The 13,828-nt window shown below is 64.6% G+C and carries 13 protein-coding genes; 12 read left to right on the top strand and 1 reads right to left on the bottom strand.

The genetic code is table 11. The annotated features are described in order from the left end of the window. Positions 1–31: 31 nt before the first annotated feature. On the bottom strand, positions 32–1,228 hold the full coding sequence (locus ACQR2C_RS09595) for an acyltransferase family protein (protein ID WP_434880997.1): 1,197 nt from the start codon (positions 1,226–1,228) through the stop codon (positions 32–34). A gap of 198 nt (positions 1,229–1,426) precedes the next feature. Here ACQR2C_RS09595 and ACQR2C_RS09590 point away from each other — a divergent pair, with 198 nt between their 5' ends. From ACQR2C_RS09590 to ACQR2C_RS09535, 12 genes are all read left to right on the top strand, one after another. Beyond that, entirely contained in the window at positions 1,427–2,932 is a 1,506-nt protein-coding gene (locus tag ACQR2C_RS09590; protein WP_434880996.1) for an MBOAT family O-acyltransferase, read from the top strand. A gap of 48 nt (positions 2,933–2,980) precedes the next feature. After that, a complete protein-coding gene (locus tag ACQR2C_RS09585) occupies positions 2,981–4,078 on the top strand; it encodes a hypothetical protein (protein WP_434880995.1) in 1,098 nt (365 codons plus the stop codon). 307 nt (positions 4,079–4,385) lie between these two features. Continuing rightward, complete coding sequence (locus ACQR2C_RS09580) at positions 4,386–5,879, top strand: PfkB family carbohydrate kinase (protein ID WP_434880994.1); 1,494 nt, start codon at positions 4,386–4,388, stop codon at positions 5,877–5,879. A gap of 9 nt (positions 5,880–5,888) precedes the next feature. Beyond that, positions 5,889–6,611 (top strand): nucleotidyltransferase family protein, encoded by a 723-nt coding sequence (locus tag ACQR2C_RS09575; RefSeq protein WP_316238878.1) that lies wholly within the window; start codon positions 5,889–5,891, stop codon positions 6,609–6,611. Between the two features lie 108 nt (positions 6,612–6,719). After that, a complete protein-coding gene (locus tag ACQR2C_RS09570; protein WP_257170486.1) occupies positions 6,720–7,658 on the top strand; it encodes an NAD-dependent epimerase/dehydratase family protein in 939 nt (312 codons plus the stop codon). After that, positions 7,655–8,263 (top strand): SIS domain-containing protein, encoded by a 609-nt coding sequence (locus ACQR2C_RS09565; protein WP_316183390.1) that lies wholly within the window; start codon positions 7,655–7,657, stop codon positions 8,261–8,263. Before ACQR2C_RS09570 ends, ACQR2C_RS09565 begins: the two co-directional genes overlap by 4 nt. 12 nt (positions 8,264–8,275) lie before the next feature. Further along, positions 8,276–9,274, top strand: a complete 999-nt coding sequence (locus ACQR2C_RS09560) for an NAD-dependent epimerase/dehydratase family protein (RefSeq protein ID WP_434880993.1) — start codon at positions 8,276–8,278, stop codon at positions 9,272–9,274. Positions 9,275–9,319: 45 nt separating this feature from the next. Continuing rightward, a complete protein-coding gene (locus ACQR2C_RS09555; protein WP_316183388.1) occupies positions 9,320–10,168 on the top strand; it encodes a transketolase in 849 nt (282 codons plus the stop codon). After that, a complete protein-coding gene (locus ACQR2C_RS09550) occupies positions 10,165–11,088 on the top strand; it encodes a transketolase family protein (protein WP_434880992.1) in 924 nt (307 codons plus the stop codon). The genes ACQR2C_RS09555 and ACQR2C_RS09550 overlap by 4 nt, the downstream gene beginning before the upstream one ends. An 8-nt stretch (positions 11,089–11,096) precedes the next feature. Further along, positions 11,097–12,134 (top strand): zinc-binding dehydrogenase, encoded by a 1,038-nt coding sequence (locus ACQR2C_RS09545; protein WP_434880991.1) that lies wholly within the window; start codon positions 11,097–11,099, stop codon positions 12,132–12,134. A 24-nt stretch (positions 12,135–12,158) separates the two neighbouring features. After that, entirely contained in the window at positions 12,159–12,776 is a 618-nt protein-coding gene (locus tag ACQR2C_RS09540) for a hypothetical protein (protein WP_315805296.1), read from the top strand. Next, the gene (locus ACQR2C_RS09535) at positions 12,763–13,806 is read left to right on the top strand and encodes a phosphotransferase (RefSeq protein WP_434880990.1); all 1,044 of its coding nucleotides are present in this window, start codon (positions 12,763–12,765) and stop codon (positions 13,804–13,806) included. The genes ACQR2C_RS09540 and ACQR2C_RS09535 overlap by 14 nt, the downstream gene beginning before the upstream one ends. Positions 13,807–13,828: the final 22 nt, after the last annotated feature.

Raw genomic sequence — 13,828 nt, 5'->3', positions numbered from 1 at the left:
GACCTGATCCCGGGGTCCGGGATCGGTCGCTCTAGGGCGAGGCGATGTTCGGTGCTGCCGACCGTTTGCTGCAATCCGGAAACCATTGGTCTAAGAGCTTTCCGGTTCGAACGGACAGTGCCGTCGTGTGGACGTCGATCGTGCGGTAGAGCAGCGACGACAAGGTGAAGACCAGCGCCACGGTCACCACGATCGCAATCGCCGCGGTGACACCATACGGCAGGTCGCGGAGCGCCAAGGCCGTGCCCGCCGTGACACTGCAGATGATCGGGATATGGATCAGATAGAGAACGAACGACAGCTTCCCGAGATAGCGGCCAAAAGCGCTGCCAAACATCGATTGCAGGCTGCGGCTGTAGAGAAGCGCTCCCACCACGATCACGGCCCCGACCATGTGCGATGCCGTCGTCGGCAGGCTCCTCGGGAAAAAGGGATGCCAGGGCGCGACCATTGCGTCCGGAGTGTGCGAGTACGCTCCGAAGTAGAGACCTATCATGAAAACGATCGCGGCCAGGAACTCTCGGCCTCGGTCTGAGGGGAGCCAGCGGGCGACGACCGCCCCGACTTGCCACTCCAACTCGTAGAACAGGACGCCGAATGCGAACAATGCATAGTAGGAATCGTAGCTCCACGCGAGATAAAGCGCGGCGGCCATGATCCGCACCGCGGGATTGCGGATGCACGCATAGGCCAGGAAGATCGTAACCGATCCGATCAGCTCGATGCGCATGGTCCAGAGGTTGGAATTGTAGTCGGCGCGCCCGTTGCGAAACGCGTCATACAGCGCCTCGCGCGCCATGCCCCAGAAACTCGGCTCGAATCCCTGGTACCACATTGCGAGCCAATCGCTGTGGGTCACCAGATGCGCGGCCTCGACATTGCGCATCAGTCCCGCGGCCATGATGGCCCACGCGATGGCCGAGGTCATCAGCATCGGCACAGCGAGCCGCAGGTAACGGCGCACGATCTGAGCCGGAAGACTGAGCGTCGTCGCCTGGCTGAACCCGGCCAGCACGTAGCCGCTCAGCACGAAAAAAATGCAGACGGCGAAAGATCCCTTCCAGATCCAGCTGAGGAGAGAAACCCCGAGCCACGTCTCCGCGGGAAAGTGAATCTCGGCCGGCGTAAAACTCACCATTCCCGGGAAGACGGCCAGGACGAGGTGCCCGAAAAACACGATGCAGGCGGCGCTGCCCCGCAAGCCGTCGAGATACGGCCGCCGCGCCATCTCACCGGCTTTCGCAACGTCACGCCCCAAAATCCGCGCCCCCTTCGCTCGATCGAGAAGGACTGCTATCAGTCTCCGTACGTTTTCCCAAGCGGATCCTTGGCTCCGGGGACATTCATCGATGGCTGATCCCCCAATGCTTGGCAGCCCCGGCCAGAGTTGATACGGTCCCCGCCCCGTGCTGCCTTGGCCTGCGACATGCTCTTCACCCAATTCGAGTTCATCTTCCTGTTCCTGCCGCTGACCTTCGCCGGCTATTTTCTTATCGGGCGTCAGTTTGCCGATCCGACTCCGCGCCTGGCCTGGCTGGCCGCGGCCTCGCTCGTGTTCTACGCCAATTGGGACATCGGTTTTGTTCCGATCATCGTCACGTCGATCGTCGTCAACTATGTCCTTGGACTGTTGATCGCCGCACAGACGTCCAAGCCGGCGCGTACCCGGCTGTTCGCTACGGCCGTTGCTGCGAACCTGCTGGCGCTCGCCTTCTTCAAGTACACCAATTTCGGCATCGACATCCTCGATGCGATCACGCGGACGCGACATCCGCACCTGGATATCGCGCTGCCGCTGGGCATCTCGTTCTTCACCTTCACGCAGCTGGCCTATCTCGCCGACGTCCATGCCGGCGTTGCAACCGAGCGCAGTTTCGTCAAGTACACCCTGTTCGTGACCTATTTCCCGCATCTGATCGCCGGACCGATCCTGCACCACAGGGAGATGATGCCGCAATTCGGCTCGGACGAGAGCAAGAGCCTTTCGGCCGAGCGCGTCGCCACCGGCCTCACCATCTTCATCATCGGACTGTTCAAGAAGGCGGTGATCGCGGACGGATTTGCCTTGATCGCAAATCCGGTGTTCCAGACGGCCAGCCGGTTTCATCTTCATGCGATCGATGCCTGGGGCGGCGCCCTGGCCTATTCGCTGCAGATCTACTTCGATTTCTCCGGCTATTCGGACATGGCGATCGGACTGTCCCTGATGTTCGGGATCCGCCTCCCCTTCAATTTCGATGCGCCCTACAAATCCCGCAGCATCATCGAGTTCTGGCGCCGTTGGCACATCACCCTGTCGCGTTTTCTCAGGGATTATCTGTACATTCCTCTCGGCGGCAACCGTCACGGCGCCAGCCGGCGCCGCCTGAACCTGTTCCTCACCATGGTGATCGGCGGCCTTTGGCACGGCGCCGGCTTCACGTTCGTGATCTGGGGCGCGCTTCACGGCGGCTATCTGATCGTCAACCATCTGTGGCGCGAGACCGTCAGCCGCTCAGCCGTGCTGCAGCGGCACGTGACCAGCATCTGGTACCTCGCAGCGGCCCTGGTGATGACGCAGCTGGCCGTGGTGATCGCATGGGTGTTCTTCCGCGCCGAGACGCCCAGAATCGCCGGCCGTGTGCTCCGCGCCATGGTGGGAGCATCGCTGAACGACCAGATCTCGCCGACCACCACCGTGACCTGGCTGTCGCTCGGAGCCGTGGTCGCGGGCTACGCAGCCTGCCTGCTGCTCCCGAACGTCAACACCATGTTCGAACGCTGGCATGTCGGCCTCAACAGCTACACCAATCCGCGGGGCTGGAGCCTGGTCGACCTGCGATGGCGTCCGACCACCGGCTGGGCCGTGGCAGCGTCTCTGGTCTGCTCGGCAGCGCTGCTCGTCAGCCTGCTCGCCGGCGACGGCACGCAGTTCCTCTACTTCCAGTTCTGACGCTCGCCGGAGCCAGACGTGTCGGACCATCGAACCGCTGACGACGCCATGTCACAGATCGCACGCGCGTCCATCTGGACGGGGCTGACATCCTCTCCCGCCATCACGCGCTATCTCAGCACGCTGATCAGCGCCGCGATCGCGACCGTCCTCGGTCTTGCCGCGCTCAGCCTGGCGATCGGAGGCCCGCTCTCGAAGATCGATCATCTCGGACAGATTCCGCTCGACGGCGATTATGGATTCTACCGCAACTATGGCGACTGGATGAGCAGGGAGATCCAGGACCGCGACATTCTCTACAATGCGATCGGCCAATCGATCGAGCACGCGCGCCAAGCCGACATCATCCTGCTCGGTCATTCGATGGTGCTGTGGGGCTTTGATCCGGCGCAGTTGCGGACCTTCGAACGCAAGCATGGGGTGAAGATCTACAACATGGGGTCGGCCGGCGACGCGAGCGGCGAATTTCTGCGCCGCGTCGTCACGCGCTGGCAGCTCAAGCCGAAGCTCTGGATCCTCAACGCGGATGACAAGGACGGCAACTTCTTCGACGTCAAGCTCGAAGATCAGGGAATGTCGGGCTCCGGCTCCGCCGCGCAGGTGGTTCGTCACAACCGGCTGAAGGGCTACTTCACGGTCGTCATCCGCAACACCCGATGGCGCATTCAGCAGTATCTCGCCTCGCACCTGCCGGCCCCGATCGTCTCCGTTCTGCTGCCCGGACCAGGCCTGCAGCTCTGGAGAAACATCGGCAGCGGCGACCTGTATCTCGACCGTATGCCCCATTATCTCGACGACACTCACAATCCCAGCATCGACGTCAAGCGGGATCAGAATTGTCCGGCATCAGCCGATGAAATCGGCAAGGCAAAGACGTTCGTCGCCAGCATCGGCGGCACGTCCGCACTGATGCTTGTGCCCTATTGGGGCTTTTGCCCGCTTCGCGTGCAGCAGATCGCACAATCCCTCGGCGCTGACGTCATCATTCCCGCCAAGACGGCCTATACGTCAGCCGACGGGGGCGGTCACCTCGACCGCGACGGCGCGCGCGCCTTCACGGCGGACTTCCTGAAGGATCTCGAACGACTGCCGAGCTTTCAGGCGATCATACAGTCCCGGGACCGACCTTCCCGTTCCTCGGACTGAACCGCAGGCGGCGGCGCCATCGCCAACAGCAATGCGCTTGTCGCCTTTGCACGAAATCGCCGCATCGGAACATGCCCAGTTCCGCTACCGTTCACCTCAAACGTCGCGGGCCGGGATCGGAATTGGTGCTCTCGCTTCGCTTTTTCGACGTTGATGGGGCCGCGGAAGATGCGGATTTTTGGGCTCTGCGGCTTCTCTGGACCAGCCGTTTGGACTATTGATCCGATTCTGCAAGACGTTCGAGACACAGGAAGTGCACAACCAGCACGCCGCCCAGCAGCAGCCGGAGGCTGATTTTTTGGACCACATGATTGAAACTTCGGTCGATGCCGCCTCCCAGAACGTTCGCGCCTTGTGTGAAGACGGGCAGACGATTGCATTCGTGTCAGGCAACTTCAACGTCGTGCACCCCGGACATTTACGGCTTTTGAAATTTGCTGCCGAGCAGGCGGACGTTCTCGTGGTCGGCGTCAACCCGGACTCGACGCCAGGCGTGACCCTGGCGCAGGACATGCGCCTCGAAAATGTGCGTTCCATCGCCTTTGTGCACCATGTCGTGCGCTTGGAAACGTCGGCGTCCGACTTCATCGCGCATCTGAAGCCGACCGTTGTCGTCAAGGGCAAGGAGTTCGAGGATCGCGCCAATCCAGAGCAGGAGGCCGTGGACGCCTATGGCGGACGGCTGATCTTCTCGTCCGGTGAATTGCGCTTTGCGTCGCTGTCGCTGCTGGAACGCGACGCCAACATCGACATCTCCACGGTCCGCAAGCCGCAGGAATTTCCAAGGCGCCACGGCTTCGAGATCGGGAATCTGAAGGACCTGCTCCGCAAGCTCTCCGGCATGCGAGTCGCCGTTATCGGCGACCTGATCGTCGACGAATATGTCACTTGCGATGCGGTCGGCATGTCCCAGGAAGATCCGACCATCGTCGTGACGCCGCTGATGACCCGTACCTTCGTCGGCGGCGCTGGCGCGGTTGCGGCCCATGCGCATGGCCTGGGCGCAGACGTGAAGTTCTTCACGCTGGTCGGCGACGATGAAGCGGCGCGGTTCGCCCGCAACACGCTGGAACAGCATGGGGTGAACTTCAACGCCTTCACCGACCAGAGCCGGCCGACCACGCGCAAGCAGCGTTTTCGAGCGCTCAACAAGACGCTGTTGCGCGTCAATCATCTGCGCCAGCACGCCTCCGATGCCGACCTTCAGCGGCAGATGCTGACCTCGGTCGAGCGCGCCTTGAAGACCTGCGATCTGCTGCTGTTCTCCTGCTTCAACTACGGCTGCCTGCCGCAGGATCTGGTCGACGCGATCGCCGATCGCGCCCGCGCCCAGGGCGTGATGATGGCGGCCGACAGCCAGGTGTCCTCGCAGACCGGCGACGTCTCGCGCTTCAAGGGCATGACCCTGCTGACGCCGACCGAACGTGAGGCCCGCGTCGCGCTGAACGACTTCATTTCCGGTCTCGCCGTCATCAGCGAGCGCCTGGTCGAACGGGCCCGCACCAAGAACCTCGTGATCACGCTCGGCGCTGAGGGCGCGCTGATCAACACCATGGCCGAGGGCATCTTCACCTCCGACCGCCTGCCGGCGTTCAATCCGTCGCCGAAGGACGTCTCCGGCGCCGGCGACAGCTTCTTCATGGCCTGCTCGATGGGCCTGCGCGCGGGCGCCGATATCTGGCAGGCCTCCTATCTCGGATCGCTGGCGGCCGCGCTCCAGGTTTCCCGCGTCGGCAACCTGCCGTTGACGACGGCGGAGCTGGTGCGGGAAATCGACGAGACCGGATTCAGCCAGGAGTAGGATGTCGACATGCGTGCCCTCCTGCTCGCGGCGGGGATCGGAAGCCGGCTGCGCCCGCTGACCAATACGACGCCGAAATGCCTGGTGCGTGTGCACGACCGACCCTTGCTGGACTATTGGCTCGACCTCGTCTTCGAAGGCGGCATCGAGCGGGCGTTGCTGAACACGCACTGGCTCGCCGAGCAGGTCCGCGCGCACGTGGCGCAGTCGCGCTGGCGCGACCGGATCGATCTCGTTCACGAAGATGAACTGCTCGGGACCGGCGGCACCGTGCTTGCGAACCGCACCTGGTTCGGCGACCAGCCGTTCCTCGTGGCCCATGCCGACAATCTGACCGATTTCGACGTCGCAGGGCTGCTCGCCGCCCATCGCAACCGCCCTGACGGCTGCATCATGACGATGCTCGCGTTCCGGACCGACGATCCGAGCTCGTGCGGGATTCTCGAGCTGGATGCTCAGCACAGGGTGATCGCCTTCCACGAGAAGGTCAAAAATCCGCCTGGGAACCTCGCCAATGGCGCGGTCTACGTCTTCGATCCCGCCGTCATCGCCGACATCGCCGCGCTGGGAAAGCCGATCGTCGATCTCTCCACCGAAATCATCCCCAACTATTTGGGACGCATTTTGTGCGTGGAAACCAGCGGTTATCATCGGGATATCGGTAACCCGGAAAGCTTGCGCCGGGCCCATTTGGAGTTTAATCACGAACCGCGCCGTGGCGGGGACGCTTGACGGGCGATTTTCGCCGCTGGGCTGGTCGCCTTCCCCCGCCAATTTGTATAAAGGTGCGCGCGACGCGCCAGCCGGCGACACGACAGGCGAGCCACGGGGATTGCTCAGATGAAGATATTCGTGACCGGAGCGTGCGGCTACAAGGGCAGCGTGCTCGTGCCGAAGCTCCTGAAGGCCGGCCACAAGGTCGTCGCATTCGACATCATGTGGTTCGGCAACTTCCTCGATCCGCATCCGGATCTCACCGTCGTCCAGGGCGACGTGCGCAATCCCGACGCCATCGACCTCACCGGCGTCGATGCCATCATTCATCTCTCCAGCGTCGCCAATGATCCCTGCGGTGATCTCGATCCCAAGCTGACCTGGGAGATCTCCTGCCTCGCCACGATGCAGCTCGCCGATCGCGCCTACCGCCACGGCATCAAGCGCTTCATCTACGCGTCCTCCGGCAGCGTCTACGGCGTCAAGGAAGAGGAGCAGGTCACCGAGGATCTCGAGCTGCTGCCGATCTCGGAGTACAACAAGACCAAGATGTGCGGCGAGCGCATCGTGCTGTCCTACAAGGACGACATGGTGGTGCAGATCGTGCGTCCCGCCACCGTGTGCGGCTACTCCCCGCGCCAGCGGCTCGACGTTTCCGTCAACATGCTGACGATGCAGGCGCTGATGAACGGCCGCATCACGGTGTTCGGCGGCGACCAGACCCGCCCGAACATTCATATCGACGACATCACCGATCTTTATCTGTTCCTGCTCGATCATCCTGAGCACACCGGTGTCTACAATGCCGGCTTCGAGAACATCTCGATCCTCGACATCGCCAATCTGGTCACCAAGCACGTGCCGGCCGAGGTCATCGTGACGCCCTCGAACGATCCGCGCAGCTATCGCGTCAACTCCGATCGCCTGCTGGCGACCGGCTTCCGCCCGAAGAAGACGGTGGAGGACGCGATCAAGGAAATCATCGGCATGTACTCGCAAGGCCAGCTCAAGAACGAGGACCGCTGGTACAATCTGAAATGGATGGAGAAGGAGGTCGTGAAATGAACGTCCTGGCCTTCAAGACCCCCGGCAGCCTGTTCGCCGACTACACCAGCCGCTTCAGCACCGTGCTGAAGGATTTCGACTGGTCCCCCGTCGAGAAGCTCGCCTACGATCTGCGCGACTGCTGGCAGACCGGCCGCCAGGTGTTCTTCTGCGGCAATGGCGGCAGCGGCGGCAACGCCAACCATCTCGCCAACGACTTCCTCTACGCGCTGTCGAAGACGCCCGGCTCCGGCCTGCGCGTGCACTCGCTGTCGTCGAACCCGTCGGTGATCACCTGCCTCGCCAACGACGAAGGCTATGACCAGGTGTTTTCGCTGCAGCTCGCGGTGCTCGCGCGCAAGGGCGACGTGCTGATCACCTTCTCCGGCTCCGGCAACTCGCCGAACATCCTGAAGGCGCTCGAAGAGGGCAAGAAGCTCGGCATGACCAGCTATGCCGTACTCGGCTTCACCGGCGGCAAGGCCAAGGCGCTGGCCGACGTGCCGATCCATTTCGCGGTCGACGACATGCAGATCGCCGAGGACGCGCAGATGGTGATCGGCCACATGATCATGCAGTGGCTGTACGCCCAGCGCGGCGACATCATCACGACGCGCGAGGTCTGACGGGCAAGGACGATGGCTGCGAACGAAAAGTACCTGATCCTCGGCTCGAACTCCTTTTCGGGCGCAACCTTCGTCGACTTCCTGGCTGCCGCCGGTCACGACGTGATCGCGACCAGCCGCTCGGACGAGCCGCATGATGCGTTCCTGCCCTACAAATGGCAGAAGCGCCCAGGCAACGTGTGGTTCAAGCGCGTCGACCTCAACCACGATCTCGATGCGCTGAAGGCGCTGCTGGTGGCCGAGCGGCCGACCCATGTCGTGAACTTCGCGGCGCAGAGCATGGTCGGCGAGAGCTGGCTGTACCCGGACCACTGGATGATGACCAACGTCGTCTCCGCCGTCCGCCTGCACGACATCCTGCGCAACTATGACGGCCTCGATCGCTACGTTCATGTCACGACGCCGGAGGTCTACGGCTCGACCGAGGGCTGGGTGCGAGAGGACGCGCCGTTCAACCCGTCGACGCCCTATGCGGTGTCGCGCGCCGCCGGCGACATGAGCCTGCGGACCTATTTCGCCAACTACCAGTTCCCCGTGGTCTTCACCCGCGCGGCCAATGTCTACGGCCCGGGCCAGCAGCTCTACCGCATCGTGCCGCGCACCATCGTCGCCGCGATGACCGGGCAGAAGCTGCGGCTCGACGGCGGCGGAAAGTCGGTCCGCGTCTTCATCCACATGACCGACGTGTCGGACGCGACGGTCAAGATCGGCCGCAGCGGCAAGCTTGGCGAGACCTATCACATCTCCGGCTACGAGCTGGTGTCGATCCGCACGCTGGTCGAGATGATCCTCGCCCGGCTGGGCAAGAACTTCGAGGATTGCGTCGAGATCGGCCCCGAGCGGCCCGGCAAGGACACCGCCTACACGCTCGACAGCTTCAAGCTGCGCACCGAGCTCGGCTGGCGCGACACGTTCTCGCTGGAGCAAGGCATCGACGACGTCATCGCCTGGGCGCGACGCTTCGAGGATGTCATGGCCAAGCTGCCGACCAAGTACGAACATAAACCCTGATCGAGACCCCTGCGCTTCCGAACGGAGGCGCGACTGGAGAGCACGATGAACGTGGCAGTCCGGAACACCGCGGCCAAGCCCGACGTGGCCGCCCTGAAGGCGCAGGCCGCGAAGCTGCGCGGCAAGATCATCGAGATGTCGCACAAGGCGCAGGCCGCGCATCTCGCCTCCTCGCTGTCCTGCGCCGATGCGATGACCGCCGCCTATTGGCACGTCCTGAACATCGACCCGAAGAACCCGACCGATCCGCTGCGCGACCGCTTCATCCTCTCGAAGGGCCACGCCGCCGCGGCGCTGTTCGCGACCTTGGCGATGAAGGGCTACTTCCCGATCGAGGAGCTCGACACCTATTGCCAGGACGGCGGCCGGCTCGCCGAGCATCCGCCGGCGAACCTGCTGCCCGGCGTCGAGGCCGCCACCGGCTCGCTCGGCCATGGCCTGCCGCTCGGCTGCGGCATGGCGCTGGCCGGCCGCATCAAGGGCGAGACCTACCGCGTGTTCGCGCTGCTGTCCGACGGCGAGAACAACGAGGGCTCGGTGTGGGAAGCGGCGATGTTCGCCGCCGCCCAGAAGCTGGAAAACGTCTGCGTCGTGGTCGACTACAACAAGTGGCAGGCCACCGCGCGCTCCAACGAGACCCTGATGCTGGCGCCGCTGCGCGACAAATGGGCCGCCTTCGGCTGGGACGCGCACGAGATCGACGGCCATGACGTCGGCGCGCTGGCGGAGGCCATGCAGAACATCCCGAACGGCTCCGGCAAGCCGGTGGCGCTGATCGCCCATACCGTCAAGGGCAAGGGCGTGTCGTTCATGGAGGACGACAACAACTGGCATTACCGCGCCCCCACCGCTGAGGAAGTTGTCAAGTCGTTCAAGGAGCTCGGCCTGTCATGAGAAATGCTTTCGCCGACGAGCTGACCAAGCTCGGCAATGAGGACAGCCGCGTCGTGATGCTCTCGGGCGACATCGGCAACCGCCTGTTCGACAAGTTCAAGGACAAGCATCCGAGCCGCTTCTTCAACTGCGGCGTCGCCGAGGCCAACATGATGGGCGTCGCCGCCGGCATGGCCATGAACGGCCTGCGCCCGGTCGCCTATACGATCACCCCGTTCGTGACGACGCGCTGCCTGGAGCAGATCCGCACCGACGTCTGCTATCACGAGGCGCCGGTGACGATCGTCGCGGTCGGCGCCGGCCTCGCCTATTCCGGCCTCGGTCCGACCCATCACGCCTGCGAGGACATCTCGTTCCTGCGCTCGATCCCGAACATGGTCGTGATCTGCCCGGGCGATGCCTTCGAGGTCCGCGGCGCCCTGCGCGCGGCAATGCAGCAGGACCGGCCGGTCTACATCCGCATGGGCAAGAAGGGCGAGCCGGTCGTTCACAAGGGCCCCATCACTGACTTCAAGATAGGCAAGGCGATCATGATCGAGGAAGGCTCCGACGTCTGCCTGCTCTCGACCGGCAACATGCTGCCCGAGGCGATCGAGGCCGGCCACAGACTGAAGGAAAAGGGCATCTCCGCCGAGGTCGTGAGCTTCCACACCGTGAAGCCGCTGGATGAGGACAAGCTCAAGCAGGCGTTCAGCCGCTTCAAGCTGGTTGCGACCATCGAGGAGCATTCGCTGATCGGCGGCTTCGGCGCGGCCGTGTCGGAATGGCTCGTCGATTCAGAGACATCGGCGAAGAAATTCCTGCGCTTCGGCACCCCGGATGCCTTCTTCAAGAAATCCGGTGAACAGGAATATGCCCGCGAGGTGCTCGGCCTGACCGGCCACCAGATCGCGGACAAGATCATCCACGCCTTGAGCTGAGACATCACATGAAGACCCAAGCTGCCCTCCTGGTCCAGACCGGCCAGCCGCTCGTCCTGGCCGAGATCGAGACGCCGGCCCTGAAGCCGGGCCAGGTGCTGGTCGAGATCGCCTATTCCGGCGCCTGCGGCACGCAGGTGATGGAGTGGCGCGGCGACAAGGGCGAGGACAAATGGGTGCCGCATTGCCTCGGCCACGAGGGCACCGGCACGGTGATCGAGACCGGCAGCGCCGTTACCAAGGTCAAGGTCGGTGACAAGGTCGTGCTGTCCTGGATCAAGGGCACCGGCATCGAGGCCGGCGGCGCGGTCTATGACTGGGACGGCAAGAAGGTCAATGCCGGCGGCGTCACCACCTTCCAGCGCCACGCCGTCGTCAGCGAGAACCGCCTGACCCTGCTGCCGCCGGACCTGCCGATGGATGTCGCGGTGCTGCTCGGCTGCGCCGCGCCGACCGGCATGGGCGCGGTCTACAACGTGCTGAAGGTGCAGCCGGGCGATGCGGTCGCCGTGTTCGGCACCGGCGGCATCGGCCTGAACGCGCTGATGGCCGCGGCGCTGGCCGGAGCGATGCCGGTGATCGGCATCGATCCCAACCCGACCCGCCGCGCGCTCGCCAAGATCTACGGCGCGACGCATGTGATCGACGCGGCTTCCGACGTGCTGGCCGAGATCAAGAAGATCGTGCCGCAGGGCGTTGATCTCGCGGTCGAATCCTCCGGCATTCCGGGCGTCATGGATCAGGCCGTCAACGCCACCCGCCAGCAGGGCGGCCGCGCGGTCGTGATCGGCAATGCCAAGCATGGCGCGGCGCTGACGCTGAATCCGGGCGTGTTCAACCAGGGTAAGAGCCTGCTCGGCACCTGGGGTGGCGACAGCGTGCCCGATCGCGATTACGGACGCTATGGGCGCCTGCTGAGCTCCGGCCGCTTCCCGGTGCGGGACCTCTTGTCGAAGCCCTACAGCCTCGCCCAGGCCGACCAGGCGCTGCAGGATCTCGCCGCCGGCAAGGTCGGCCGTCCGCTGATCGACATGTCCTTGCGTTAAGTCCAGGTCATTTAAGTCCAAGCCATGCGGATCGGGATCGACTTCGACAACACGATCGCCTGCTATGACGGCGTGTTTCATGCGGCGGCCCTCGAGCGCGGCCTGATCCCGGCCGACCTCGGCCGCGACAAGAACAGCGTCCGCGACCATCTCAACGGCTCGGGGCGCAAGGACGACTTCACCGAGCTGCAGGGCTATGTCTACGGCGCCCGCATGGACCTGGTGTCGCCCTACCCCGGCTTCGCCGCGTTTGTCACGGCGGCCCGCGCCGCCGGCCATGACCTGTTCATCGTCAGTCATAAGACGAAGCACCCCATTCTCGGGCCCAAGCACGACATGCATGCCGCCGCGCGCGGCTTCCTGACCGATCGCGGCCTGATGGGCGAAGCGCCCGGACAGATCGCGCCTGACCGGGTGTTCTTCGAGCTGACCAAGGACGAGAAGGTCGCCCGGGCCCATGCGCTGGCCTGCGAGCTGTTCGTCGACGACCTGCCGGAGATCCTGGCCATGACCGGCTTCCCCGAGGGCATGCGCAAGGTGCTGTTCGATCCGGAGAACCAGTTCGCGGCCAAGGCCGTGCCGTACGAGCGCCGAGTCTCCTGGGCCGAGATCGCGGCGGATGTCGTCCGTGACCCCCACTGACGCCGGCGCGGATCGTGATGCCGCCCTGCTGGCGCTGGCGCAGCGCCTCACCGCGCAGGCCGGCAGAGCGAGCCCGACGGCGCTGACCCGGCTCGCCGGCGGCCGCAACAACCAGGTCTATCGTCTGGACACCGCCGAGGGCCCGCTGGTCCTCAAGCGCTACTTCACCGACGCCCGCGACACCCGCGACCGGCTGGGCGCCGAGTGGAGCTTCATCAGCCATGCCTGGTCCCACGGCGTCCGCGTCGTGCCGGAGCCCTTGGCCTGCGACCGCGCCGAGCAGGCGGGCCTCTACAGCTTCGTCGCAGGCCGCAAGCTGACCGCGGCAGAGCTCGCGCCCGCCCATGTCGATGCCGCGATCGACTTCGTGCTCGCGGTGAACGCCCCGCCCCGCCCCGCGCTGGCGCCAGGATCGGAAGCCTGCTTCTCCCTCGCCGAGCACCTCGCCACCGTCGAGCGCCGGGTGGCGCGACTGGCCACGCTCGATGCCGAGGTGCCGCATGTCGCCGACGCCCGGGCATTCGTGGCGGCGCGGCTGCAGCCGGCCTGGACCGAGGTGAAGGCAACCATTCTGCGCGGAGCGGCGGCCGAAGGGCTCGCCTTCGAGGCCGCCATCCCCGCCGATCAGGTCTGCCTGTCGCCATCCGATTTCGGCTTCCACAACGCGCTGATCGACGACCAGGACAAGCTCACCTTCCTCGACTTCGAATATGCCGGCCGCGACGACCCGGCCAAGCTGGTCTCCGATTTCTTCTGCCAGCCTGAAGTGCCGGTGCCGCTGCCGGTGCACGAGCATTTCATCGACCGGCTGACGGACGGCCTCGGGCTCGACGCCGCCAGCGTGGCGCGCTGCCGGTTGCTGATCGACGCCTACCAGGTCAAATGGACCTGCATCATCCTGAACGACTTCTTGCCGCTCGGCGCCACGCGTCGCGCCTTCGCCGACACCGGCGCCTGGGCGCAGCGCTGCGCTGCGCAGCTCGCCAAGGCCGAGGCACAGCTCAGCCTGATCGGCGCCACATCCGATTAACCGACACTCACACGCCCGGAGA

The organism is Bradyrhizobium sp. HKCCYLRH3061 (assembly GCF_051168015.1).
GTDB lineage: Bacteria > Pseudomonadota > Alphaproteobacteria > Rhizobiales > Xanthobacteraceae > Bradyrhizobium.
The sequence above is the reverse complement of the archived record's forward strand: the minus strand, read 5'-3'. Positions and strand labels throughout refer to the sequence as shown.

What these genes read in the sequence shown, in the direction of transcription:
- ACQR2C_RS09595 (WP_434880997.1), bottom strand. Translation starts at nt 1,228, where the DNA reads ATGGCGCGGCGGCCGTATCTCGACGGCTTGCGGGGCAGCGCCGCCTGC.
- ACQR2C_RS09590 (WP_434880996.1), top strand. Translation starts at nt 1,427, where the DNA reads ATGCTCTTCACCCAATTCGAGTTCATCTTCCTGTTCCTGCCGCTGACC.
- ACQR2C_RS09585 (WP_434880995.1), top strand. Translation starts at nt 2,981, where the DNA reads ATGTCACAGATCGCACGCGCGTCCATCTGGACGGGGCTGACATCCTCT.
- ACQR2C_RS09580 (WP_434880994.1), top strand. Translation starts at nt 4,386, where the DNA reads ATGATTGAAACTTCGGTCGATGCCGCCTCCCAGAACGTTCGCGCCTTG.
- ACQR2C_RS09575 (WP_316238878.1), top strand. Translation starts at nt 5,889, where the DNA reads ATGCGTGCCCTCCTGCTCGCGGCGGGGATCGGAAGCCGGCTGCGCCCG.
- ACQR2C_RS09570 (WP_257170486.1), top strand. Translation starts at nt 6,720, where the DNA reads ATGAAGATATTCGTGACCGGAGCGTGCGGCTACAAGGGCAGCGTGCTC.
- ACQR2C_RS09565 (WP_316183390.1), top strand. Translation starts at nt 7,655, where the DNA reads ATGAACGTCCTGGCCTTCAAGACCCCCGGCAGCCTGTTCGCCGACTAC.
- ACQR2C_RS09560 (WP_434880993.1), top strand. Translation starts at nt 8,276, where the DNA reads ATGGCTGCGAACGAAAAGTACCTGATCCTCGGCTCGAACTCCTTTTCG.
- ACQR2C_RS09555 (WP_316183388.1), top strand. Translation starts at nt 9,320, where the DNA reads ATGAACGTGGCAGTCCGGAACACCGCGGCCAAGCCCGACGTGGCCGCC.
- ACQR2C_RS09550 (WP_434880992.1), top strand. Translation starts at nt 10,165, where the DNA reads ATGAGAAATGCTTTCGCCGACGAGCTGACCAAGCTCGGCAATGAGGAC.
- ACQR2C_RS09545 (WP_434880991.1), top strand. Translation starts at nt 11,097, where the DNA reads ATGAAGACCCAAGCTGCCCTCCTGGTCCAGACCGGCCAGCCGCTCGTC.
- ACQR2C_RS09540 (WP_315805296.1), top strand. Translation starts at nt 12,159, where the DNA reads ATGCGGATCGGGATCGACTTCGACAACACGATCGCCTGCTATGACGGC.